The organism is Streptomyces sp. NPDC048650, assembly GCF_043199095.1.
Classification (GTDB): Bacteria; Actinomycetota; Actinomycetes; order Streptomycetales; family Streptomycetaceae; genus Streptomyces.
In genome coordinates this window covers 91,471-114,867 of the sequence record NZ_JBICVM010000016.1, presented here as the reverse complement: position 1 = coordinate 114,867, position 23,397 = coordinate 91,471, and the positions used below count along the sequence as shown (strand labels likewise).

The window sequence follows — 23,397 nt, the reverse complement described above, 5'->3', positions numbered from 1 at the left end:
CCAATCAGACCAGCGTTTTTCGAGGTCACGTCGCTCGCCGGCGCACGCGATCAGTCGCACAACGTCGCTGGAGCGCGCCCCCAAGCCTTCTTCCTCCTTCTTCTTCTTCTCCTCCTCGTCGGCGCCGCCTGCCGAGATGAGCAAGTCGCTCCGCCACGGGGGAAGGGGTGTCACGGCCGTGCTTCCCCAGGGGCAGGTGCCAGGCAGCTTGCTTCACCGGTGACACCTGCGGTGCCTCAGTCATGGGAGATTGCAGGTCGATACCGCCAGATGTGACAGCTACCGTGCCTCGGCACAGGACGAACCCCGCGAGCTGCCCATTGCATCATCGACCCCACGGAGACATCACCATGGCCAATACACCCCACCCCCAGGAAGCGTCGAGCACCGGGTACCAGCCGGATCAGCCACCCCGATCGGCGCCACCCCACACGCGGCACTTCAGCTACTGGAGCCAGGTTCCGCCCGGCCGGTACATGACCCAGACGCAGCTCGGGAGCCTCGACCTGCCCCGCGAACCGGGCGGCCCGGTGCGTGCCACGGTCGAGGGCCGCGACGGCACCGGCCGCCGTGCGGTGTTCGACCTGTACTCGATCAGTGAATCGCGCCCCACCCGCGCCGGCGCCCGTCAGCTCGCCGCGGCCGCCGACCGGTGCGCCACCGGCACCCGTGTGTGCGAGCAGTGCGGCGCCCGCCCCGACCTGCCCTGCACTCAGGTCGATGCCTGGCTGCTCTGTCAGGTCTGCGCGCATATCGAGAAGCTGCGGGCCCGGCAGAGGCAGGCCGCCGAGGCCCGCGCACGGGCCACCGAACAGGCGGCCGAGCTGCTCGCCGACGGACGCCTCGCCGTCGTCCACCTCGACTACACCGACCGCGGCACCACCCCCGCCGGCGACCGGCGCGCGCCCTCCGCCGCCCACATCACCGCCCTCGACGCCGGCGGCCGCGCTCTCCTCGACGTCCACATGCGGCTGCTCTCTCCGTGCTCGCAGGGCATACCCGCGGGCGCCACCGCCCCGGAAGCGGCCGTCGAGCAGATCCGGCGAGTGCTGGCCGACCGCGTCATCGTCGTATGGAGCGCGGACGGGCTGAGCGACCTCAGCAAGGCTCTGCGGGCCCTCGATCTCGACTGGCCCTTCCCCGCCGGCTACGGCCGCCGACACGACCTGTGGCACCTCGCCATGGACTGGCGTGGCGAACTGGACCCGACGACCGGCCAGCCCCGGCCGACCATTCCGCCCGACCGCGTCGACCGAACGCTGTACCTCCTGCAGCAAATCGCCGGCCCCGCCGGCCACTTCCTCGGCGCACCGTCCAAGGAAGGTTCTTAAGGCACCTGAGGCACCTGAGGCACCTGAGGCGGTTCGTTCGGATCAACGGGCAGCGCGGACTGCTCACGTTGTGCGCGGGAACGGCCCCGCTCTGTACAGGCCGCTTCAGAGCTGGGAGCCTCCTCGTCACGACAAGCCGGGGCGGAAGGAGACGACAGGGTGGACATCAAGCAGCAATTCAGCAGGCGGCTGACCCGGTGCTGAGGGGTGAGCAACGATGAACGGCCCGAAGGCGAAGGCGAAGGTGAAGACGACGGCGCTGGCCGGGCTGGCGGGCTTGGCTGCACTCGTAGGGCTGGCGGCGGTGCTGACGAAGTGGGGTGTGGTGAAGACCCTGCCTGACAGGAAGGCAGTGAAGCAGCAGAAGGAAGACGAAGCGCGGCGCCAGCGTGAGGCCATCAAGCGAAAGCATGAGTCGTTCAGGAAGAAGCGGGAGGAGTCGGCACGCCAGGCCCGCAGTAACAACCACGACTAACGCTGGAGTTGGCTACCGAGCCTTCCAGGCAGCCGCTCCGGTGTTGAGCGTCGATCTGGGGCGACTGGTCCGTCCGCAGATTGGGCACCTGGCACGAGGGGATCGGTGGATCGGTGTGTCTGCCCGGAGTCGCGGACGAGCAGCGCGCTCTGCACCCGGTTGGACGGCCCACCCGAGCTTGGCGAGCGTGCGGCTCACGTGGACCTTGACGGTGGTCTCGTCGTGCCGAGCTCCCGGCCGATTTGTCGGCATGGGCGAGTCCGCGGGCGACTGTACGTACGACTATTCGTTCGCGGTCGGTGAGGACGGACAGCCGTTCCCTGGCTGCGCGGAAGTCCGGGGCCTGTTGCTCAGCGAATGTGTCGATCAGCCGCCTGGTGACCGTCGGCGAGAGCATGGCGCTGCCGTCGGCCACCGCGCGGACGGCGGCGATCAGGTCACGTGGCGCGGTAGTGACTCGACGCCGTCCTGCGCCGCCGAGCGGTCAGGTGGTGTGGTGGTCGCTGTAGCGTCTGGTTTCCTGGCTCCAGGCGTTGTTGCCGCTGATCCAGGACCTGAGGTTGGAGAGGTATCCGGTGAGGTGGGCTGTCTGTTCGGGCAGCGCGTACCTGCGGGGAAGTGGGAGGGCTTGGCCTTCGAGGTCGAGGTATTCGTCGATGAGCCGGTCGTGGACGCCTTCCAGGTGGCGGATGGCTTCGGGTTCGGCCATGCCCTGCTCGCGCATCAGCAGGACGGCCTGATTGCTGCTCTCGCCCTGGTGCAGGTCCTTGTGCAGGGAGTAGGCGTCGTTCTGGACGACGACCGTGTCCGCGCAGACCCTGCGCAGCCGATGGAGAGTCTCGCTCAACGCCAGCGGGAAGCCCAGTTCCCGGCCCTCCGCGGTTTCACCGAACGCCAGGGAGGGACGGATCCCGATCGCGTTCCTGCGCACCTCCACCACATGCTCCAGGCTGCCCTCCCCGGGGCGTTGGCGCATCTGCGCTTCCAGGACGTAGGAGAACAGGTACGTCGCCATGTCCTCCGCGAACCGGCTCTGCCAGCCGGACGTCATCCCCATCCGGCTGCGCCCGCACAGCTCCGCGAAGGCATGCACCAGCGGTGGCGCGGACAACGGCAGCGCACCCGCATCCCCGTATCCAAACCGGACCATCGGATCGATGACCCCCCGGACCAGCGCGGGATCCTCGCCCACGGGCCCGTCGAACCAGTCATCGAACGGGAAGAACCAGAACATCCAGTCCGACACCAACTGCGCGCCCGGTCCTTGGGCGTCGGGATGCGCGTACCCCGCGAGCCGGTCGAACCGTGGTCCGTCCAGCCGGCGCACCTCCTCCTCACCGCAGACGATCCCGGCGTCCTGCGCCCACCGCAGACTGCGGCGCCGCATCTGCTCGACATGGGGGTTGAGGCGGGCCGGCCAGGGGATGGTGAAGGTCGGGTGTGCGGCGTCGGCGTCGGTCACGGACGTCTGGGACGCGGGCACGCTCGGGACCACGAGAGAGCCGGGGCTACACGCCGCTTTGGTCCCCAGGCCACTGGGCCCCGGCAGGACGGCACGACCGGTTGGGGACTCCACAGGGTGCTCCTTCACGCTCCGTACTGCACTCTTCCGCAACCGGCTGTTCCGGCCGGTGGGTGCTCCTCAGCGCGAACGACCGCCCGGGAGGGAAGGTCACTGCCGGTCTGATGACCGGTGGCGGGCTGTCCGGCCAAGGCGGTGGTGCCCTGACGCGGGGAGTCGACGGTGGGCGGCGCCGGTCCGCGGTGCCGTCGCGCGGTAGGACGACCGGCATGGTCAGTTGTGGCACGGAGGTGTCGGGTATCGGACTCTCCTGTTGGTTGGCCTCAACCGGCTGTCTCCGGTGGACGGTCGGTGTGTAGGAGGGCTTCGATGGATCGATCGACCGATCGATCAGCTGGCCGCCGACTGCGCGGTCCCGCCCGTACGCCCCTGCGACGGCAGCGACACGGACATCGTCTGGCGGGGACAGCCACCACGTGTCGGGGCTGAACCGGACCGGTTCGGGGCGATCCTGCGCGAGGCGCTCACGCAGCGGAGGAGTCTCGGCGGCTTCCATCCGGCGTCGGTCGGCTGTCGTGGTGACCGAGTGGCCGGCTGTCGGGACCGCCGCGAACGACCGCCCCGACCGATGAGGGTTGCTCGGACAGGTACTGCTCCCGATGATCGAAGGCATGAGTACCGAAACCGTGGTCGAGAAGGCCTGGCGCCTGTTGCTGGAGCGCCACCCTGACGCACGTCGCGGCGCTCCTGAGGTGATCGAAGCAGCGTCTGCCGAGCCACGCCTGCGCCGGCTGTTCCCCTTCCTCAGTCACGGCTGCCTCACCGTTCACCGCAACACCGACTTCCCGTGGAGCAATGACCTGCCGTTCATTGCTTGCACTACGCCCTACAAGGTGTACGCCACGGGCTATGCCGAACTCCTTGGCGAGACGGGAACTCCGCAGGAAGCCGCAGCGCTCGTCGTCGCCCATCTGCCGAACGACTGTGGTCCTGCGATCGAAGGGCCGTGGCCAGAGCCGAGCAGCGACCTGGAGTAGGCCGCTCAACAGACATCCCCTGGCGGCACGTGAGCCGATCGTTACGCGCCGAGTGATGAGCCGGGCCCGGTTCGTGGCCGGAGGCCGGAGGCCGAGGAAGAGGAAGGGGCTGAGGAAGAGCCGGAGCCGGAGTCCCGTCCATCCTTCCTGCGTGGCGCGTGCCAGGTCTGCGGCGTCATGAGGGGGAGCGGCGGGGCGCTCCTGGGCTACCCGCAGAGTTCGCGGACCACAGCCATGTCGCTGAAGGGGAGCAGTCGGTCACCGATGATCTGGTACGCCTCGCTGCCCTTTCCGGCGACCAGCACGATGTCGTCCGGTTCCGCGGCGGACAGCGCGTAGCCGATCGCCGTACGGCGATCGGCCTCCCGGTGGAAGGGGGTCCCGGTGGCCACGAGGCCGGGGGTGATCTGGTCCAGGATGGTTTCCGGGGACTCGTTGCGCGGGTTGTCCGAGGTGAGGACGCACAGGTCGGAGTGCTCCCCGGCGATCCTTCCCATGGCGGCACGTTTGGTGATGTCCCGGTCGCCGCCGCAGCCGAAGACGGTGATCACCCGGCCGGTCGCGAAACTGCGGATCGTGGCAAGGACCTTCTCCAGTGAATCCGGGGAGTGCGCGTAGTCCACGATGACGCAGGCGCCCTGCGGAGTGCGGTAGCGCTCGAACCGGCCGGGGGTGGGCGGCATCCGGTCCAGGGCGCTGACGAGTGCCTGGAGGTCGTGGCCGAGCAGGTGGCATGCCGCCAGGGTGGCCAGCGCGTTCGCGACCGAGAAGCGGCCCGGTACAGGGATCGCCACGGGGTACTTGCGCCCGTCGTGGTGGAGCGTGAATCGGCTGCCCGCGGCATCCACGACGAGGTCGGTGGCCCGGTAGTCGGCCGGCGTGTCCACGGCGTACGTGGTCACCGCGCCGGGCATCAAGGCCAGGATCTGCGCACTGACGGGATCGTCGGCGTTGACCACCGCGCGGTCGCACAGCCCCTCGAAGAGGGTCAGTTTGGCGTTCTTGTAGTTCTCCATGCTTCCGTGGTCGTCGAGGTGGTCCTGGGTCAGGTTGGTGAAGACGCCGACGTTGATGAACACGTGGTCCAGTCGGCGCTGGAGCAGCCCCATGGAAGTGGCCTCCAGCACCACGCTGCCGGTATCCCGGTCGCGCATGTGGCCCAGCAGGTATTGGAGGTCCGGCGCTTCCGGAGTCGTCAGGACCGACCGCGGCATCGGAATCCGCCGGCTGCCGATCCGGCTGCCCGAAGTGCCGATGACGCCTACCTTCGCGCCTTCGGCGATCCGCAGGGCCGACTCGACCATGTACGAGACGGAGGTCTTGCCGTTCGTACCCGTGATCGCCACCACGTCCATCGCCCGGCCGGGATGCCCGTAATAACGGGAGGCGGCGACCGCGGCGGTTGCCCGGACATCGGCCACCCCCACCACACACACGCGCCCGGACAGGGGCCCGGGCGGCGCGTCGCCGTCTTCGGCCAGCACGGCCACAGCTCCCCGCTCCAGTGCCTCCCCGATGCCCCCGGGACCGCCCTCCTCGTGGCCCGGGACCGCGATGTACAGCGAGCCGGCCGTCACCTGGCGGACGTCAAAGGTCATCCCCGCGCTGATCGGAGTTCCCAGGTCACCCTGGCGAACGTGGTGGTCGTGCCCGTCGAGCAGTGCACTCAGCTTCACAACTATCCCCTCGAAGGCGGCCGGCGGCGCACTGCGCGTGCCCGGCCTGAAGGCAGGGGTGACGGCGAACCGGAGACCGCGTTGATGACCATGACCCGGCGGAGCCGGGGTTGTGCTGACCGGCCGGTGCTGACCGCTTCGGCGCTGTGCGTGCACATGCGGCGCGGGAGCCGGAGCACCGGCGGTGTAACGCGGGAATACGAGCGGGCCCCGCAGGGGGAGATCTGCGTGCGAGTCGGAGGGCCGGATCGGCCGAGGACCGCTACCTGTCACTGCGCAACCGGCTGCGGCATACGACCGGGGCCGGCTCGGAACCGTGTCACGGCCGGCCGGGGTCCGGGGGCACAACCTTCTGGCCCGGCCACGGAGGGTTGAATACAGGTGATCGGACGGAGCAGGGACCTGCCCGACACCACTGCAGTGTATGTCCCATCGCACGACGCGGGATCCGTGGTGTGGTCCTCGTCGCCAGGATGTCCGGCCCTCGTCCAGGGCCTGCATGCTGAGCCGACCTTGAGGTCTTGAGGTGTGCGGCAGTGATCGCCGCATCGCCGCATCGCCGCCTGGCCGCATCGCCGTTTTGTCCCACGCGGTGACGGTCTGGTGGTCGGCCCTCCCGGGACGCTCTTCCTGGGCGCAGAGCCCACGGCACGGGCGCGGTGCCGGCCAGCCATGAGGCCGGCGGGAAGCCTGTACCGGCTGCACCGGGGATTCCCGCAGCCGGCGCAGCCCTCGGCCTTCTCGTAGCGTGAGTGCCGCACCCGCCCCGCCATCGCCACTTCGTGCGGCGTCAGCCCTCACACCTGTCGCGGCACTTCAGCTGACACACATTCAAGAACGGTTGGTCGCCCCGTCGCTGGCCCAGGGCTACGCGGTGGTGGCGATGCGGTCGAGGAGTTCGGTGAGCAGGCCGAGCTCGCCCGGGGTCAGTGCGGTGGTCTGCGGGAGGAGGGCGCGCAGGGCGACTGCCGCACCGGCGGGGCCCGGCGTTGCCGGGGTGGGTGCGTCGGTGCTGATCGCGGCGATGACCGCCTCCCTCGCCAGACGGGACACGCTGGGGTCCCGGCGGTCCTGGGGGGTGGAGATGAGGGCGAGGGTGGTGCCGCTGCCGGCGGCGTGGACCAGTTGCGCGGCGCGCGTCTCGTCGATCCGCAGGCGGCCGGCTTCGGCGATCCGGTGGATGGAGGCGCCGAGGACGTCCCGCGCGGCCAGGGCGGCCGGAGGTTCGGCGCCGGGGCGGGGATCGGCGTACATGAGGGCATAGAGGGCCGGATGGGCGAGGCCGAATTCCATGTTCAGGTCCCAGCCGGCGCGCAGGTCGTCCACCGGGTCACCGGTGGGCACGAGATCGGCTTTCCCGCTGAGGTGGGTCGCGAAGCCGTGGGCGGCGACCGCGTCCAGCAGGCCCTGCTTGTCACCGAAGAGCCGGTAGATGGTCGGGGCCTGGACGCCCGCCGCGGCGCTCACCGCGCGGGTCGACACCGACTCGCGGCCGCCTTCTGCGAGAAGCCGGGCTGCGGCGGCGATGATCCGTACACGGTTGCTCTCCGCGGTGGCGGAGCGATCGCTCTCCATGGTTTCCAACGATAACAGTGCAGTGTTATCGATTCGCCGTATCGGCGATAGCATGATTTCGTTAATGGTGGAAACGGTGACGCGGGGATGCCTCCGGCAGCCCGTAGCCCGTGACTCGGTAACCCGTAACCCGTAACCCGTAACCCGTAACCCGGCAGACCGGGCCACCTCGTCCTACCTGTCCCTTGGAGGATTCCGTGATCGCCATCACCGCTCCCACCGGCCAGATCGGCCACCAGGTCCTGAACATGCTCCTCGACAGCGGTCAGCCGGTCCGGGTGATCGCTCGCGATCCCTCCCGGCTCGCCGAGCAGACCCGTGACCGCCTCGAGGTCGTGCAGGGGTCGCACAGCGACCCCGCAGTCCTCGCCGAGGCATTCGACGGTGCCGACAGTCTCCTGTGGCTGGTCCCCCCGAACCCCGGCGCCGCCGACATCCTGGACAGCTACCTCGACTTCACCCGCCCGGCCGCCGACGCCATCACCGCCCAGGGCATCAAGCACGTCGTGGGCGTCACCAGCCTGGGCCGCGCCTACGGCAAGCACGCGGGACTGCTGTCGCCCGCCTTCGCCATGGACGACATGATCGAGAGCACCGGGGTGAACTACCGGGCCCTGGCCATGCCGTTCTTCATGGAGAACCTCCTCAATCAGGTCGAGGCGATCAAGACGCAGGGAATGTTCTTCATGGCGAACACCGCGGAGCGCCCGCTGGCCACCGTCGCCACCCGCGACATCGCCGCAGCCGCAGCCAACCTGCTGCTCGACCCTTCCTGGACCGGACAGGGCACCGTCCCGGTGATCGGCGACACGCTGTCGCCCAACGCCATGGCGCAGGACCTCTCCGAGGTCCTGGAGCGCCCGGTTGCCTTCCAGCAGGTCGACGAGCAGGCGTACAAGGCGACGATGATGCAGTACGGGATGAGTGACGCCTGGGCACAGGGCCTTGTCGACATGGCCACCGCCCAGAACGACGGCATCTACGACGCCGAGCAGCAGGCCCTGACCACGCCCGCCCCCACCGACTTCCGCCAGTGGTGCCAGGAGGTGCTCAAGCCCGCCGTCCTGGCCTGACAGGCCCCACCACGAGAGGGATCGGTCCGCCGGATGCTGAGACAGCCCCTGGGCACGGGCGACTTGCACGTCACCCGGCGAGAGGTCCGATACCCCGGTCACCGTGAAGCCCGTCCTACGAGGCCCGTGCTACGAGGCCCGTCCTGCGAGGCCCGTCCTGCGAGGCCCGTCCTGCGAGGCCCGTCCTGCGAGGCCCGGGCGGGGCGACAGCCACCTGCCCGCCGAGGGAGCACGGCGGCTTGGCGTCGCTGCTGAGCAGTTGCCGCCCGGCTTGACGCAGATCTCCCGCTAGCAGAACGAGCGCGAGCAATCAGCCACTGACCAGGCAGAAGGGATGCCCGGCCGGATCGGTGAGGACCCGCCACCCGGGAGTCGGCTGGTGATCCGGTTTGCTCGCGCCCAGCTCCAGTAGCCGGGCCTCGGCCTCGTCCAGGTCATCGACCGCGAAGTCGAGGTGAAACTGCTGGGGAACGGTCTGGTCGGGCCAGCGCGGCGCTCGGTAGTAGTCGACCCAGAGGTCTTGCAGAGGTCTTGCAGAGATAGGGCTGTCGCCGACGCCGGCACCGCTATGGCCGGAGCCCGTCACACCGCCCTTAGCGGAAGTCTCCTGAGAGCCAAGCCAGGAGGCGCGACCTGGCGTCACAGCCCCGGAGCGTGTCGGCCGCCAGGTAGTTGCTGTACCGCACGGGTGCCGTCAGCACTTCGCACCGGGAGGGCAGGACGGGCTGCCCCAGGTACCAGCCGCCCGCGAAGACGGCAGCCAGGACGGTGGCAGTCAGCAGGCGGCGCGGGGTGAGCCATGCAGGTCTCGGTATATGCATGACGAGCGAGCCTACTGCCCTGCTGACGAGGGCGGCTCGCGGGGTGTTTGCACCCACCCTGCCGAAGGCCACAACACCCCTTCTCCCAAGGTGGATTGAGAGTGCTCAAGCTCCGGCGGGACAGGAAAAAACTACGCTGAGGACCCCTGATGGAGGCAGCATGTGCCACCGATCCTGGGGCTTGCGGATGTTCAGGAGCGCCGCTCCCATGTCGAGGTAGCGTTCGACTGCTGCTCGACGGAGATGGAGAGCGACTTGCCGTTGCATGCGAAGTGCATCGTCCCCGGGCCGCAGTCTTCGTCGTCCGGGTTGTCCTTCTCGAAACGGTAGTGGGAGATGGTGACTTTGCCGCCGGTAAGGGCCGCGGCCTCGTTCACGATCCATGCGCAGTCCTCGGCGGCGCAGTCGACGTCATCGCTGTGGAGGGACACCGTCACGCCAATGGATTCGAGGGCGTCGGCTATGTGATGTCGCGGTTTCCGTTCTTCGTGCGCGAGGTCGCCGAAGTGCTCCACGACGCCTTGAGCTTTCTCCTGGGTGATCATTCCGAGCTGGATGAGCACGTCAGCTGCCCGTACGTAGTCGATCGATTGAGAGGTGGGCACGGTTGTAGCCGGCCAGCCGGAGATCTTCCCCGGGGCGGGCTCAACCGAAGTAGCCATGGTGCGTCGTGGGTCTCACCCGGGCCGCCTCCCTCCATGCTGCGGACCGGGGCCGTGTCGCTGCGGACCGGGGCCGCGTCGGTTCGTCGGCGCCCCGCTCGTCGGCCATCTCCTCCCGGCCGTACAGGCGTTACTGCACCTACAGCTTGCGGCGGCGTCCGGCGGTGTATCCGGCTGCGCCGGCCAGCAGAGCGGTTCCCGCGGCCGAGGCCGCCAGGGCGGGGGTGCTCGGGCCGTCGTCGTCACCGGAGCGGGAGGTGTCGGCAGCTTGCGTCTGGCGCTTGTGCTTGGGGTGGGCGCAGGCGGTCTCGTCGCCGGGGTAGACCTTCACTGTTGTGCGTCCTTCGCCGTCGAGGTCCTGGGCGGTGATGTGGGGGCCGGTGAGTTCGACGGCGTAGGTGCCGGGCTTGATGTCGCAGCGCAGGGTGGCTGTCCCGCTGAAGCCCGCCTTCAGTTCCTTCAGCTTGACCGGCTTGATGAAGGCATTGGAGCCGACGGTCGGGGTGCCGTAGGCGTTGCCTTCCACGCCGGCTTCGATGGTGACCTTGCTGCCGGGGTGGACAGCGGAGGCGTCTTTCGGGCCGCTGTGGGGGCCAACGGCGATCACGCTGTGTGCCGTGGCGCAGCTCAAGTGGTGTCGGGAGGAGCCGACGGTGATGCTCGTGTGGCCGGCGCCTTTGGCTGTCTCGCCGATCAGGCGCACGTCGTAGGTGCCGGGTTTGATGTCGCATCGGGTGACCGTGGTGGTGCTGTCGCCCGGTTTGACGTTGACGAAGTCGCTGAACGCCTTCGAGCTGATTGTGATGTCACCGTGGCTGTCGGCGAACCGCTTCAGGGAGGCGTCCGCGGAGATCTCGACGCCGTCGCCCCGCCCCAGTCCGCCGCTGATGGCCGAAACGGCGAACCCGGGGCCACCGCCGTCGGCGGCGGCGAGGGGAGCGGCGGTGAGGGTGAGGACGGCGGCGGCCAGGCCGGTTGCTGCTGCGCGCAGAGAGGTCATGTGCGGCTCACCTTTCGTGGGTCAGTTGAGCTTGGGTCACGAGCCTGCGTTGCGTCCGAGGCGCGAGCCCAGCGGTCCGTGCCCGGCGGGGGAGCAGCAGGGAACGGCAGAGGGGCACGGGACTTCCAGACATCGCGGGGCACTTGCGTACGGGCACGATGATCTTTCCTGCTGCGCATTGCGGTCATCCGACGGTTTCGTCACGACGGCCCATAGATGGGAGCACGGTGGATCGACTCGCCGTCCGTCGAGGCAGACGCCGTCGTCGGCAACCGACAGTCATGGCTTCGACGGCGGCAAGTCGGTCCGGGCGCAAGGGACTTGTCGTGGTCGAAGCATTCGGCCTGCTGCGGGGAGTAATGGCCGCAGCCGCAGCCGCAGCCGCAGCCGCAGCCGCAGCCGCAGCCGCAGCCGCAGCCGCAGCCACTGCCACGGCCACCGTCCCGGCCGCCGACACCGGTGCAGACGCGGATGGGCAGCCGTGAGCCCGAACCCGAGAATTGACGTCAGGTGGGGAACGGGAGTGTTTGACTTGCCCGTATGTCATCGATTCTTGGTGTGCCCCGGCCCGATCAGGCTTCCTACATGTTGCGGGCCGCCGCCGGGGATGCCGGCCGTGCGTACAAGCAGGAGTTGCTCGACCTGTTGGACATCCAGGCGGGTCAGACCGCGCTGGACGTGGGGTGCGGCCCGGGTACCGATCTGCCGGCGCTGGCGGAACGTGTCGGGGACAGTGGCACGGTGATCGGCGTCGACCGTGATCCGGCCATGCTTGCACGGGCTCGGGAACGCACGAACGGCCTGGATCAGGTGGAGCTACGGGAAGGGGACGTGCATGCCCTCCCCGTCGAGCCGGGCACGGTGGATCGGGCCAAGATCGACCGGGTCCTCATGCATGTTGCCGAACCCGCGGATGCCCTTGCGCAGCTCCATCACGCGACCCGGCCAGGCGCGCGGGTCGGCCTTGCCGAACCCGATTGGGACACTCTGAGCGTCGACGCCGAGGATCTTGAGACGAGCCGGGCCTTCACCCGCTATACCACTGCGGAAGTGGTCCGCCATGCGACCATCGGGCGCAGTCTTGCGCGTTTGGCCGAGCAGGCAGGCTTCCGCGTCGAGACCGTGCTTGCCACGACACCGGTCTTCCGTGACTTCCAGGAGGCGGACCACAGTCTGGGCCTCGGCCGCAACATGCAGAAGGCCATCAACGAGGGCCACATCGACCAGGACCGCGGCCATCGCTGGTTCGACAGCCTGTCCCAGGGGCCGTTCTACGCATCGTTCACTCTCGTCAGCGTGATCTGCTCCCGTTGACTCAGCCATCCCTGGCGGGCTCTTCCGCTCGAGTCCGCTCGAGTCCGCTCGCGGAGGTGGCCGGTGTCGTCGCTGCTTGGTGCTTGGTTCCCGGAGCTCGGGACCGGCAGACCTGTCACACGGGAGCCGTGGCAGGATCCGGTGGCATGAGGATGGAAGCAGCGGATCGGCCCGTCGCCCTGGTCAGCGGGTCCACGTCGGGCATCGGGGAGGCCGTCGCACGGAGGCTGGCGGCGGACGGGATGCGCGTCGTCGTGCACTCGAGGCGCAGTGCGGAGGCCGGGGAGGCGCTGGCGGCGGAGCTCGGCGGGGCGTACGTGCGGGCGGATCTGGCGGTGGAGGAGGAGGCCCGAGGTCTGGTCGAGGCGGCGCTCGACCGGTACGGGCGGCTGGACGTGCTGGTGAACAACGCGGGCATCAGCTGGCCGATCCCGCACGACGATCTGGCCGCGGCGACACCGGAGGACTGGCGGCAGCTGCTGGAGGTCAACCTGATCGCGCCATGGGTGCTGTGCACGACGGCGCTTCCGGCGCTGCGCCAATCCCCCGTGGGCGGCAGCATCGTGAACATCACCAGCCACGCCGGGGTGCGCCCCAAGGGCTCGTCGGTGCCGTACGCGGCGAGCAAGGCCGCCCTGAATCACGTGACCCGGCTGCTGGCGGCCGCGCTCGGGCCCGAGGTTCGGGTCAACGCGGTGGCGCCGGGGCTGGTGGACACACCGATGACGAAGGACTGGGCTCAGGCGCACGAGCTGTGGCGGGACCGTGCACCCATGCACCGCCCTGCCCAGCCCGTCGACGTGGCCGACCTGGTGGCGTCGTTGATCGCCAGCACTTATCTCACCGGCGAGGTCATCGTGCTCGACGGTGGGCTGAATCTGACCTGAGTAGCCCCCGCCTACCACGGGCTTGTCCGGTCGATCAGGGGTCCTACGGGTGGTCGCGGTGCGGTCGGCGGATGAAGGCGCAGTGCGGAGTGCCCCTGCACATAGCTGCTGACGGCAGGTTCGGGATCATGCTCTGAGATCCAATAGAGCGGGCGGGGTCTACGGCCAGCGACAACCGCGGCCAGCCGTGCAGCGGCTGTGGCCCCGGTTGCCGTATCTGGGTGACGTCGCTCGGCCCGAACCCCGAACCCCGAACCCCGAACCCCGAACCGGACACGGGCATCTGTCGGAGTCCGCTACGCGTCACATACCTAACGACCAGTCAGGCCCGGTCGGTTCCAAGGGCGTTGCGCAGGAACGACGTTGCCTGGTCGATGGCTCCGCGGGCGGCTTTGGAGTGACTCAGCGAGTTGAGCATCATGAAGTCGTGGACCGTGCCGTCGTAGCGCACCGTGGTCACCGGAACGTCGGCTGCTCGGAGCTTGGCGGCATACGCCTCACCCTCGTCGCGCAGCACATCGGCCTCGTCGACGATCAGCAGGGCGGGCGGCAGGCCGGAGAGCTGCTCGACGGTGGCGTGGTTGGGAGACGCGGTGATCTCCGCGCGTTGGTTCGGGTCGGTCGTGTAGGCGTCCCAGAACCATTCCATCAACTTGCGGCTCAGGTAGTAGCCGGTGGCGAATTGGTCGTAGGAGCCGGTGTTCATGGCCGCATCCGTGACCGGGTAGTACATCGACTGCTGGACGAACGTGACGTCACCGCGCTCCTTGGCCATGAGGGCGAGTGCGGCGGTCATGTTCCCGCCGACCGATTCCCCGGCCACTGCCATGCGCTGTGCATCCAGCCCCTTGAACGCCCCCTCGCGGACGATCCACTGCGCGGCGGCGTAGCCCTGCTCGATGGCCACCGGATAGTGCGCCTCGGGCGACGGCGTGTACTCCACGAAGGCCACTGCCGCACGGGCGCCGACCGCCAACTCGCGCACCAGGCGGTCGTGGGTATCGGCATTCCCCAGCACCCAGCCACCGCCGTGCATGTACAACACCACGGGCAGCGTTCCGGTGGCGCCCTGCGGCTTGACGAGGCGTACCCGTACATCGCCCACTGCTGCCGGAACCGAAACCCACTCCTCGTCGACCGGCAGCTTGTCGACCGGCGCGGCCTGGAGGTCGTCGAGCACCTTGCGCGCTGCGGTCGGGTCCAGCTCGTACAGGAACGGATGGTGCGAGGTCGCGTCGGCGAGCTCCTGTGCCTCGGGCTCGAGGATGATTGAGGCGGTTTGACCAGCCATGGGAATGCTCCCTGGGAAATCCGAGAAGCGCATCAGTGGGCGCGGGGCGCTGGAGAGAGCGCGGGGCGCTGGAGGGCGCCGCGCTGCCCGGGCCGCGGGGCGGTCGGCAGAGCCCCCGCCCTTGTTCACGCCCTTGATGCGGACATTTGTCTATTGGCCATTGTAATTGCCCGACCTCCGCAGATGCATTCCCAGGAGCCGTCTCATCCGCTCGCCGGGTGCTCGGCTCGGTGACGACACGGCCTCCTCGGCGACGGGCTCACCGATAGGTCCCGACTGTCAGTGGCGGGTCACGTGCCGGGGTGGGGAGCTCGTAGGTGCCGGCGCCGGGCCAGCTCCTCGTCGTCGACCAGAGTGAGCATGGGCTGACCCGGCGCGCACATCATGGTGACGAGGAAGCGGCTCCGGGAGTCCGTCCGGTTGTTTCCGTCCTGGTAGTGGATGACATCGCCGCCAGGCTCCCAGAACGTCTCCCCGGCTTTGATCACCCGCTCCGGCTCGCCTTCCAGCTCGAAGAGCATCTCCCCCTCGAGCACGTAGCCGAAGGCAGGTCCCGAGTGCCGGTGCGGAGGGGTGCCGGGATCGCCGGGAGGGAACTCGACGAGAACCGTCATCGCCTCCGCCCCTTCCGGAACGAACGGCGGTTTCGCCGACTGCAGCACGGTGAGTGCCGTCTTCCATGCCTCCGAGCGCGGTTGACTCTCGGCGCTGCCTGCCGGCTGTTCGTCGTTCGACATGGCGAGGTCTCCAGTGGTGGGCCGGCCGGGTCAGGCGAGCCAGTCGGTGTAGCGGGTGGGGGCGATGCGTGCGTCGCCCTTGGTGGTGAGCACATCGCCCTCGACGGCGGCGAACATGCCGGCGGTGTCGTCGGTGACGACCGTGCGGCCGTCGGGTCGGGCGTTCAGGGTGATCCGGCCGAGTTCGTCGAGGGGATGAACGTCGGGCCCGCCGACGTCGAGGGTTCCGTTCAGAGGGGTACCGGCGGCGACTTCGGCGACGGTGTCGGAGACGTCCCGGGCGGCGATCGGCTGGAGTGGGGTGGTGGGCAGGCGGACGGTGTCGCCCTCGGTGGTCCAGGACATGAAGGCATCGATGAACTCCATGAACTGGGTGGCGTGGACGATCGAATAGGGGATCGGCCCGGCCTTGAGGATGTCTTCCTGCAGGACCTTGGCGCGGTAGTAGGCGAGGTCGGGCACTTGGTCCGCGCCGACGATCGAGAGGATGACGAAGTGCCCCACCCCGCCCTTGTGGCCGGCGGCCAGGAGGTTGTCCATCGAGGTCCGGAAGAAGGCGGGAGAGGCGTCGTCGAAGGTCGGGGAATTCGTCAGATTGACGATGCCGTCCGCGCCGGCCACCGCCTCCTCCACGCCCTGGCCGGTGATCACGTCGACACCTGTGGTCGGCGAGTGGGGCACGGCCTCGTGCCCGGCGGCGTTCAGCTTCTTCACGACCTGCGACCCGATCAGACCGGTACCGCCGATGACTGCGAACTTCATGGGCCACCTTTCGTCGCGCACCGATAGGTCATGCGTCCAGATTGCGGCGATGCCGTGCACGGCGCACGCTGGGCCGTGCACTGCCGGCTTGCTGGTGGCGCTGCTTGCTTACGGCCTCGTCGTTGACGGCACGTGACGCAAGGGCCATCCCTGGGAGTGCTGGTGGTCGCTGCGACGGTGGTTGCTGCGACGCCCTTTCGGTGGGGTCTGCCCGCGCCGGGCGGCGCTGTGAGCGTTGGCGGCGCCTTGCCGCGCCGCGGTCGCAGCGCGGCAAGGCCGCGCCGGCGGGGCCACTTCTCCCGCCTTTCGCCCTTCGCCCTTCGCCCTTCGCCCTTCGCCTTTGGCCCTTCGCCCTCCGCCTTCTACCTTTCGCCTTTGTCCGGGCCGTCTTCGAAGACGAAGAGTGGCTTGGCGTCGTGTGCGGGTGTTTCGGCAAGCGCGATGGCTTCGGTGAAGCGTTCGAGCGGGAACGGTCGGCCCTGGGGGATGTTCAGCACGTCATCAGCGACGAGACTGCGGACCTGGGACAGCGCGTGCAGCGCATCCTCAGACGAGGCAGTGCCGAACCAGCGGTTCAGCCAGAAGCCACGGACCACTTTGGTCTCGTAGATCACCGAGCGAGCCTGCAGCGGGATCGTCAGCGCTGCCGGATCGGTCTGCCGATGGGTGGAGAGCGCGCCGTAGACCACGACCTCTCCCCCCGGAGCCAATGCCTGGGACACCTGGGCACCTACGGGTCCCGCGACACAGTCGATGGCCTTGCGCACGCCGGCCGGCCCCGCTGTCTCAGCCACACGCTGCAACAGGTCCTCGTCCTCGGTGCAGATGACCTCGTCACCACCCAACGCTTTGATCTCCTCAACGGCACCACGTCGCCGCACGACATTGATCGTGCGCATACCCAGATGCCTGGACAGCTGGATGACGAGCCGGCCGACAGTGGAGCCCGCCGCCGTCTGCAACAGCCATTCACCCGGCTGTAGTTCGAGTTCACGCGTCACGAGGAGCAGCGCGGTCAAGGGGTTGACGGCGAGTTGACAGGCGCTGGAGTCGCTCAGACGGTCGGGGACCGGCAGGAGCCTTCGGGTATCGGCAACAAGGTATTCCTGCCAGGTTCCGGCCACATGGGGCCCGGGTACCGCCGGTACGGCAGCGACCACCACACGCTCGCCGACCTTGAGTCCCTCGGTGTGCGGACCCAGGGCCTCAATACGGCCCACGCATTCCATGTGCCCCCCGACAGCGGGAAACTCGGGGGAGAAGCCGTAGCGGCCACGCAGCACGTGCAGATCACTGGCATGGATCGGAGTCGCCTTCACACGGATCAACGCCTGACCGGCTTCCGGCGTGGGAACAGGCCGGGATTCCAGCCGCAGGACATCGGTGGGCTCGCCGCCCTTTCCGGCGACGAGCGCGCGCATGGAATGAGGCATGAGTGACCCTTCGTCCCTCAGCAGTGACCTTTCGTCCCTCAACGCCCGACACACTCGGCGGTGGTGTGGACAAAGACGACGCTCAATGCTGGTGCCGGCAACCTCGTCGGCATCCAGGCTCCGGACCTCTGGTTCAGATGGTGAACCCGCCATTTCACGCTACGCCCGGCCCCGGAAAGATTCCTGGCGGCGGACGATGACGCATGCCCCGGCCGGCCACCGCGCAGTCGCCGCGTTGCCCAGCGACCGCAGACCCGTCGGCTGCGGCGACCGACGCGCCGGTAGGCGGATCCATGACCGTCGCACGGCCGGCATGATCACGTTCGATCCGCGCGGCGCAGAGCATCCGGGTCACGTCCGTCCGGACGCCGGGGAGGCCGGGCTCGGCTACCTGTTCCTGCCGGAGGCGTGGGGATGCGGGTACGCCGCCGAGGCGTGCGCAGCGGCACTCGACTGGTTCGCCGACACACTCCCCAGCGAGCCGGTGGTGCTCTGTACCCAGACCGCCAACGACCGCGCGATGCGCCTCGCGGCGAAGCTGGGGTTCACCGAGGTGGAGCGCTTCGAGGAGTACGGCGCCGAGCAGTGGTTCGGCGTGTGGTCCTCGGTCACACCGCCCGGTTGAGCTGGACGCGCGTGCTGGTCCAGGCGGAAACCGGATGATCGTGAGCCGGTGAAGGAATCCAGAGCAGGTGCGACGGGCGTCGCCTCCCACGATCAAGCTTGAGGAGCCGGCGCAGTGCGGATCCACATCAGCGCGGACATGGAGGGTGTCACCGGGCTGGTGGATGCCGACGATGTCCAGCCCGACGGTCGGGACTACGAACGTGGACGGCTGCTGATGGCCGAGGACGTCAACGCTGCCATCCGCGGCACTGTCGCGGCCGGTGCCACCGACATCACCGTCAACGACGCGCACGGCCCGATGCGCAACCTCCTGCCCGAGTCGCTGCATCCGGCGGCGCGCCTCATCCGCGGCAAACCGAAACAGATGCTCATGCTCGAAGGACTCAGTTCCGAGCACGACACCGCGGTCTTCGTCGGCTACCACTCGCGGGCCGGCGAGCTCGGCGTCCTGAGCCACAGCTTTATGGGTCACGAGATCGAAGACATGTGGCTGGACGACCGGCCTGTGGGCGAGATCGGCCTGGCCCACGCCACCGCAGCCGCCATCGGGGTTCCGGTGGCGGTCCTCACCGGTGACGACCGTGCCTGCACAGAGATGGCGGAATGGGACTCCTCGGTGACGACCGTGGCCGTGAAGTATGCACGGGACCGATTCTCGGCCGATCTGCGGCCGCCGGAAGAAGCGCATGCAGCCATCGAGAAAGCGGTCGCTGCGCGTCTCTCCGCGCCACCGATGGCTCCAGCCGCCGCGGTGGCCCCCGCCACCCTCACGGTCCGCTGGCAGTCGGCTTCCGTTGCCTCGACTCTCCTGGGGATCCCGGGCGTCACCTTGGCAGATGCCCGGACCGTACAGGCACAAGGCACCCCTTCGCCCTGCGGTGGCCGCGGCGCCGGCATCCGCTGCCTCAGTGCCGACGTGCGGGCGAAGCCGGCCAACGTGCTGGAGGCCGTCGCCGCCCGCCGTCGCCGCCCGCCGGCGCGGCACGCGGCGGCGCCCGTCGGCCCGCGGGCCGAAGCAGGTCGGGGGTGCGGAGTTCGGGAGTGGGCTGTCGGCTCGGCGAAGCCGGCGTTCGGCAACGGGAGTTGCACGTCGTCGACGTATTCGAGGGACGCCGTCGGCCTGGACCCCGCGCTGGAGTTCCACCCGAGTATCCCGGTCCTTTCTGCTCCATGCGTAGCCGGACCCGCGCGCAGGGATTGAGCGGCTACGGGCAACACACCGCCACGACCCCGGATCCCCGATGCCCACACGTCAGCGCACCTCCGACGCTTCCTTGCTGCAACGCCTCGAAACCGCCGACGCACGCATCCGGCGGCTCACCGAGGAGCACCAGCAACTTCGATGGGAACTCGCCCCCGCTCGGCGCTGTCGACGGTCACGCAGTTCTGCTCTGGAGCTGATCTTGTGATCGGGCGAGTGGTGTCAGTGGCATCGGCTGACGGCTCGTCCGCTTCGGCTCACGCCTTTGCCGCGGGTCTGTCACCGTTGTCTCATCCAGGGGTACCTCCGGTCCCCCTATGGTGCTGCAATGGCTGAACTGGACTGCTGAGTACGGGGGTTGCACGGTGTTGTATGTGCGCGATCTGGTGCGCGAAGTGGTGGCGGAGCACGCGGCGCACGAGTTGCCGCTCGTCGACAGCCTGCGGGCGTTGGACGACGACCGGGTCGTGCGCACCCTCGCCGGGGGTGGGCAAAAGCGGGAGCCGCTCGGATTCGGCTATGCCGAAGTGTCCGCGCTGGTCACTCCGGTCATCTGGCTCGTCCTCGACCAGGCGGCCCGCCGCACGGTCGACCAAGCCACGGAGGGTGTGCTGGCGCGCGGCCGGGCCGGCGTGCGCAGGCTGCTGCGCCGGCCACCGGGCACTGCGAACCGCACGCTGATCGAGCTGGATCCCGGCGAATTGGCGCTGGTCAGAGCACACATCGTGGAACAGGCCACCGAGCGAGGCGCCGACCGCCGGGAGGCCGAGGCGCTGGCCGACAGCGTCGTGGCGCGGATCGCGACGGCGGCTGCGGCCGACGAGGACCACCCCGAACCCCCTGGCACCGCCTCGTGAAGGCCCTCGCCGCGCTCCGGAGCGCGACCGGGACCGGCCCCCGCTTCGCGCTGCTGATGGTCCTCGTTGTGGCGTCGAGCATCCCCACGCTCGACACCCTGCTCCAGGACGTCCCGGTGCTCGTCGGCCTGCGCGACGGACGGGAGGGCCTGAACGGCCCGAGCGGGTGCATGTACGCCGCCGGATTCGACCCCGGCAGCAGCGATGTGGAGAACCTCCTGACGGCCATGAGCCGGCCGGGCACCCTGCAGAAGTGCATCAACGACGACACGCTCGTCCCGTACCGCGGCGCCCTCGCCACCCTGGTGCTGCTGGCCCTCGCGGCCGGGCTGTACTGGTGGCTGCCGGTGGCTCGCGAGCGGTGGCGCCGGATGGTGCCGCTCGAAACCGTCGACGCCGACGGCACGCTGCGGGCCGAACTCGCCGCGCTGTGCGCCCGCACCGGCGTCCGCGCGCGGTTGCGCTTTTGCGTCGACCCGGCGCGGATGACGTCCAGCGCCAGCGTCTACGGCCGCTCCGGGAGCTACACCGTTTCCCTGCACTCCGGTCTGCTCCCCCGGCTCGGCACCGACCCCGAGGGCTTCCGCGCCGTCGTCCTGCACGAACTCGCGCATGTGCGCCACCGCGACGTGGACTACGCCTACGCCAGTACGGCCCTTTGGCGGGCCTACGTCCTGCTCGCCCTGATCCCGACCTTCGCCGTGACCGGCTGGATCCTCATCCTGGCGCTGTCCGGCCTCAAGTCCCCGTGGTGGCCCGCCGCTGCGCCCATGCTGCTGGCCCCCGTGCTGGTCGGACTCCTGCTGGCCGGGCTGGTGCACCTCGCCCGGGCCGACCTGCTGCGGCGGCGCGAACTGTTCGCCGATCGCCGGGCAGTCGCCTGGGGTGCGGACGCCGCCAGTTGGCAGCGCCCCGACCCCGCCGCCCCCGTGGCACCGTGGCTGCGCCGGCTGACCGCGCTGCTCGGGACCCACCCGCGGTGGGAAGAGCGTCGGCGAGCGCTCGCCGACGCCGACCGCCTGGCCCGGGTCAGCCCCCTGGCGATGTTCGTCACCGGGATCTCGGCGGCGCTCCTCTACCAGTGCCTGGCGACGCTTCCGGTCCTGTCCGACGGCCCGGGCTCCTTATGGATCACGACCGGCGCGGTGACCCCGGTGCTCTGCTTCGCCCTGGGACTGCCGCTCGTTCGGGCCTCGGGCACGGCCGACGGAGACGGGCGGTCCGCCGCGGTGGCGGGCCTCTGGCTCGGCTTCGGCCTGCTGCTGGGCGAGTTCGTGTCCAGCGGCCAGTACCGGCTCGACTGGATGCTGCCGCGGCCCCAGTACCTGCTCGCCCTCCCGCTCATCGCGGCCGTGCCCGCGGTGTGGTGGTCCCAGTCCCTGCGCCTGGCACTCGCCCTGCCCCGGCAGGGGCAGCGCTGGGCAGCCGCGGTGGGCTGCGCGCTGGTGACCGCGACGGTGCTGTGGGCCGGGCTGCGGTGGTGGCAGACGGGGGGCAAGGCGCTCGCGCTGGGCGCCTTCGACAACCAGGTCGCGGAACTGACCGCGTACTACGCCCGGACCATCCCGGGCGACTGGCACGGCTACGGCCCCGACCTCTCGGCCTTCACCACCGGCCTCGCCCTCCTCACTCCGCTGAGCGGCAAGATCCTGGTCGGGGCCGCCACGCTTCTGATGTGGCTGGTACCGCTGACCCTCGCCCTGCTCCAGCGCACGGGCCCGACGGGCACAGGGCTGCGGCTGCGTCGGACGCTCGGCGCCGGCCTCGTCGGAGCCCTGGTGTGCGGGGCCGGTCTGGTCCTGGCCCAGCTCATGATGAACCAGTCGCGGCCGGCGACGGCGGAGGGGCGGGCCGGCCCCTCCGCCGTCGTCCATGTGTGGTGGGTGACCGTGACGGTCCTGGCGGCCTGCCTGCTGACGGCTGCCGTGGTAGCCGCCCGCGTGCGCCGGCACTGGCTGCTGCGGGGGCTGCTCGCCGCGCAGGTGGTCCAACTGCTCGCCTACGCCGAGGTGTTCCTGCTCTTCTCCGCCGACGGCTGCCTGGGGCCGCTGAACACCGCCTTCGACGTGTGCCGGTGGCGCCCCACCAACGGCCTGACCATCGACGGCCAGGTCACCTCCCTCACGCTCGTCAACGCCGTCCTCGGATCGGCCTGCGCGGCGTTGGTGGGGGCGGCTCTGGCGTGGGCGGTGCGCCGGTTCCGCGGCCGGCCGACCGCGGACAACGCCGCAGAACCGGCCTCGAACGCGGCCGTCCGCCCGCCGTCGATGCTCCTGAAGACGGGCACGCTTCTCACGCTTGCCGCACCGGCGGTGGCGCTGGCCGCCGTGACCTTCACCCAGGCATCCGCCCCCGACGACTCCCGCCTGTGGCAGGACGCGGCCGATGCGGCCGGCAAGCAACGCGGGCCCACCCCGCCGGCGCAGGCACCGCAGACCCGTTCCTGGCAGGCGGCGTCCTGGCTGAACAACGGCGGGACCCGGCATGCACAGCGGATCAACGCCGCCTCGCTGACCCTGAACTCCGAACTCCTCGAGGCCGCCTCGGGGAAGCGCAACGCGGACGGGAAGGTCACGCTCGACGAGAAGGCATTCCACCGCCTCTGCGGCGCCCTGGGCCGGCGGGTCGAGGAGGCCCGGGACTACTTCCCCGTCCCGGGCCGGGACCTCCAGAAGAACTGGTCCCGCGCGCTGAACCAGGTGTACCACGGGGCCCAGGACTGCCAGGACGCGACCGTCCCGCGCAAGGGCACCCCGCACCGGACCGACGCGGAGCGCGAGCGCCTCTTCACCAAATCCCTCAACGAGGTCGTCAGCGGAATGCGAACCTTCGGCACCACGGTCCAGGACATCAGAACTGCCGCCACTTCGCAGACCAAGTAGCTCCCACGGCACGCCCGATGAGGGGGCGAGGAGTGCAGGGGTGCGCACGAGAGTGTCCGGCCCGCCGGCACACGACGATGCGCACCGAAGGGCCCGGACGATCTTCCGGGCCCTGGCAGCGTGTCGGAGACGGTCTCCCAGGGTGGTCATCGGCGGGGAGTTCCGCCGAACGTTGAGTTCTGGGACGGCAAGCAGAGCGACGGGTCGCGAACCCCAGATGCTCCCCAGCGGCCT

General features: G+C 69.6%; 18 protein-coding genes and 3 pseudogenes. 10 read left to right on the top strand and 11 right to left on the bottom strand.

Going from position 1 to position 23,397, the window contains the following annotated elements:
• Nucleotides 1–476 precede the first annotated feature (476 nt).
• Together ACGFML_RS32655 and ACGFML_RS32650 are read left to right on the top strand one after the other, a co-directional pair.
• A complete protein-coding gene (locus ACGFML_RS32655; RefSeq protein ID WP_393549252.1) occupies nt 477–1,331 on the top strand; it encodes a hypothetical protein in 855 nt (284 codons plus the stop codon).
• A 217-nt stretch (nt 1,332–1,548) separates the two neighbouring features.
• Nucleotides 1,549–1,806 carry a hypothetical protein gene (locus ACGFML_RS32650; protein WP_393549251.1) on the top strand — a complete coding sequence of 86 codons (258 nt, stop codon included), beginning with the start codon at nt 1,549–1,551 and terminating at the stop codon, nt 1,804–1,806.
• Between the two features lie 484 nt (nt 1,807–2,290).
• On the opposite strand, the gene ACGFML_RS32645 is transcribed toward ACGFML_RS32650, so the two are convergent.
• On the bottom strand, nt 2,291–3,289 hold the full coding sequence (locus tag ACGFML_RS32645) for a hypothetical protein (RefSeq protein WP_393549250.1): 999 nt from the start codon (nt 3,287–3,289) through the stop codon (nt 2,291–2,293).
• Nucleotides 3,290–3,999: 710 nt separating this feature from the next.
• On the opposite strand from ACGFML_RS32645, the gene ACGFML_RS32640 reads away from it, so the two are divergent.
• On the top strand, nt 4,000–4,365 hold the full coding sequence (locus ACGFML_RS32640) for a DUF6193 family natural product biosynthesis protein (RefSeq protein WP_393549249.1): 366 nt from the start codon (nt 4,000–4,002) through the stop codon (nt 4,363–4,365).
• 206 nt (nt 4,366–4,571) lie between these two features.
• Here ACGFML_RS32640 and ACGFML_RS32635 read toward each other — a convergent pair whose 3' ends face one another.
• Entirely contained in the window at nt 4,572–6,041 is a 1,470-nt protein-coding gene (locus ACGFML_RS32635) for a UDP-N-acetylmuramoyl-L-alanyl-D-glutamate--2,6-diaminopimelate ligase (protein ID WP_393549248.1), read from the bottom strand.
• 867 nt (nt 6,042–6,908) lie between these two features.
• A complete protein-coding gene (locus tag ACGFML_RS32630) occupies nt 6,909–7,616 on the bottom strand; it encodes a TetR/AcrR family transcriptional regulator (protein WP_393549247.1) in 708 nt (235 codons plus the stop codon).
• 197 nt (nt 7,617–7,813) lie between these two features.
• Between ACGFML_RS32630 and ACGFML_RS32625 the strand changes: the two genes are divergently transcribed.
• Nucleotides 7,814–8,689: an NmrA family NAD(P)-binding protein gene (locus tag ACGFML_RS32625; protein ID WP_393549246.1), complete on the top strand. Its 876-nt coding sequence runs from the start codon at nt 7,814–7,816 to the stop codon at nt 8,687–8,689.
• Between the two features lie 310 nt (nt 8,690–8,999).
• Here the strand turns inward: ACGFML_RS32625 and ACGFML_RS32620 are convergent.
• From ACGFML_RS32620 to ACGFML_RS32605, 4 genes and pseudogenes are all read right to left on the bottom strand, one after another.
• Nucleotides 9,000–9,200, bottom strand: a pseudogene (locus tag ACGFML_RS32620) (VOC family protein); the annotation flags it as partial.
• An 82-nt stretch (nt 9,201–9,282) separates the two neighbouring features.
• Nucleotides 9,283–9,510 carry a hypothetical protein gene (locus tag ACGFML_RS32615; protein WP_393549245.1) on the bottom strand — a complete coding sequence of 76 codons (228 nt, stop codon included), beginning with the start codon at nt 9,508–9,510 and terminating at the stop codon, nt 9,283–9,285.
• Between the two features lie 191 nt (nt 9,511–9,701).
• Nucleotides 9,702–10,055: a hypothetical protein gene (locus tag ACGFML_RS32610; RefSeq protein ID WP_393549244.1), complete on the bottom strand. Its 354-nt coding sequence runs from the start codon at nt 10,053–10,055 to the stop codon at nt 9,702–9,704.
• Between the two features lie 256 nt (nt 10,056–10,311).
• Nucleotides 10,312–11,172 carry a hypothetical protein gene (locus ACGFML_RS32605; RefSeq protein ID WP_393549243.1) on the bottom strand — a complete coding sequence of 287 codons (861 nt, stop codon included), beginning with the start codon at nt 11,170–11,172 and terminating at the stop codon, nt 10,312–10,314.
• Between the two features lie 540 nt (nt 11,173–11,712).
• On the opposite strand from ACGFML_RS32605, the gene ACGFML_RS32600 reads away from it, so the two are divergent.
• The gene (locus ACGFML_RS32600) at nt 11,713–12,486 is read left to right on the top strand and encodes a methyltransferase domain-containing protein (protein WP_393549242.1); all 774 of its coding nucleotides are present in this window, start codon (nt 11,713–11,715) and stop codon (nt 12,484–12,486) included.
• Nucleotides 12,487–12,632: 146 nt separating this feature from the next.
• On the top strand, nt 12,633–13,373 hold the full coding sequence (locus ACGFML_RS32595; protein WP_393549241.1) for an SDR family NAD(P)-dependent oxidoreductase: 741 nt from the start codon (nt 12,633–12,635) through the stop codon (nt 13,371–13,373).
• A 322-nt stretch (nt 13,374–13,695) separates the two neighbouring features.
• Here ACGFML_RS32595 and ACGFML_RS32590 read toward each other — a convergent pair whose 3' ends face one another.
• The 4 genes from ACGFML_RS32590 to ACGFML_RS32575 form a co-directional block, all read right to left on the bottom strand.
• A complete protein-coding gene (locus tag ACGFML_RS32590) occupies nt 13,696–14,664 on the bottom strand; it encodes an alpha/beta hydrolase (RefSeq protein ID WP_393549240.1) in 969 nt (322 codons plus the stop codon).
• A gap of 290 nt (nt 14,665–14,954) precedes the next feature.
• Complete coding sequence (locus tag ACGFML_RS32585) at nt 14,955–15,401, bottom strand: cupin domain-containing protein (protein ID WP_393549239.1); 447 nt, start codon at nt 15,399–15,401, stop codon at nt 14,955–14,957.
• A 30-nt stretch (nt 15,402–15,431) separates the two neighbouring features.
• A complete protein-coding gene (locus ACGFML_RS32580; RefSeq protein WP_393549238.1) occupies nt 15,432–16,163 on the bottom strand; it encodes an SDR family oxidoreductase in 732 nt (243 codons plus the stop codon).
• Between the two features lie 362 nt (nt 16,164–16,525).
• Nucleotides 16,526–17,584 carry a zinc-dependent alcohol dehydrogenase family protein gene (locus tag ACGFML_RS32575; RefSeq protein ID WP_393549237.1) on the bottom strand — a complete coding sequence of 353 codons (1,059 nt, stop codon included), beginning with the start codon at nt 17,582–17,584 and terminating at the stop codon, nt 16,526–16,528.
• Between the two features lie 337 nt (nt 17,585–17,921).
• Between ACGFML_RS32575 and ACGFML_RS32570 the strand changes: the two are divergent.
• The 4 genes and pseudogenes from ACGFML_RS32570 to ACGFML_RS32555 all read left to right on the top strand — a co-directional run.
• Nucleotides 17,922–18,221: pseudogene (locus ACGFML_RS32570) on the top strand (GNAT family N-acetyltransferase); the annotation flags it as partial.
• 114 nt (nt 18,222–18,335) lie between these two features.
• Nucleotides 18,336–19,088, top strand: a pseudogene (locus ACGFML_RS32565) (M55 family metallopeptidase); the annotation flags it as partial.
• 710 nt (nt 19,089–19,798) lie between these two features.
• Entirely contained in the window at nt 19,799–20,281 is a 483-nt protein-coding gene (locus ACGFML_RS32560; protein WP_393549236.1) for a hypothetical protein, read from the top strand.
• Nucleotides 20,278–23,163: a M48 family metalloprotease gene (locus ACGFML_RS32555; protein WP_393549235.1), complete on the top strand. Its 2,886-nt coding sequence runs from the start codon at nt 20,278–20,280 to the stop codon at nt 23,161–23,163. Before ACGFML_RS32560 ends, ACGFML_RS32555 begins: the two co-directional genes overlap by 4 nt.
• Nucleotides 23,164–23,397: the final 234 nt, after the last annotated feature.

Bases quoted from the DNA above. Each gene is read 5' to 3' on its own strand.
- ACGFML_RS32655 (WP_393549252.1), top strand. From the start codon at position 477: ATGACCCAGACGCAGCTCGGGAGCCTCGACCTGCCCCGCGAACCGGGC.
- ACGFML_RS32650 (WP_393549251.1), top strand. From the start codon at position 1,549: ATGAACGGCCCGAAGGCGAAGGCGAAGGTGAAGACGACGGCGCTGGCC.
- ACGFML_RS32640 (WP_393549249.1), top strand. From the start codon at position 4,000: ATGAGTACCGAAACCGTGGTCGAGAAGGCCTGGCGCCTGTTGCTGGAG.
- ACGFML_RS32630 (WP_393549247.1), bottom strand. From the start codon at position 7,616: ATGGAGAGCGATCGCTCCGCCACCGCGGAGAGCAACCGTGTACGGATC.
- ACGFML_RS32615 (WP_393549245.1), bottom strand. From the start codon at position 9,510: ATGCATATACCGAGACCTGCATGGCTCACCCCGCGCCGCCTGCTGACT.
- ACGFML_RS32610 (WP_393549244.1), bottom strand. From the start codon at position 10,055: ATGATCACCCAGGAGAAAGCTCAAGGCGTCGTGGAGCACTTCGGCGAC.
- ACGFML_RS32605 (WP_393549243.1), bottom strand. From the start codon at position 11,172: ATGACCTCTCTGCGCGCAGCAGCAACCGGCCTGGCCGCCGCCGTCCTC.
- ACGFML_RS32600 (WP_393549242.1), top strand. From the start codon at position 11,713: ATGTCATCGATTCTTGGTGTGCCCCGGCCCGATCAGGCTTCCTACATG.
- ACGFML_RS32595 (WP_393549241.1), top strand. From the start codon at position 12,633: ATGAGGATGGAAGCAGCGGATCGGCCCGTCGCCCTGGTCAGCGGGTCC.
- ACGFML_RS32590 (WP_393549240.1), bottom strand. From the start codon at position 14,664: ATGGCTGGTCAAACCGCCTCAATCATCCTCGAGCCCGAGGCACAGGAG.
- ACGFML_RS32585 (WP_393549239.1), bottom strand. From the start codon at position 15,401: ATGTCGAACGACGAACAGCCGGCAGGCAGCGCCGAGAGTCAACCGCGC.
- ACGFML_RS32580 (WP_393549238.1), bottom strand. From the start codon at position 16,163: ATGAAGTTCGCAGTCATCGGCGGTACCGGTCTGATCGGGTCGCAGGTC.
- ACGFML_RS32575 (WP_393549237.1), bottom strand. From the start codon at position 17,584: ATGCGCGCGCTCGTCGCCGGAAAGGGCGGCGAGCCCACCGATGTCCTG.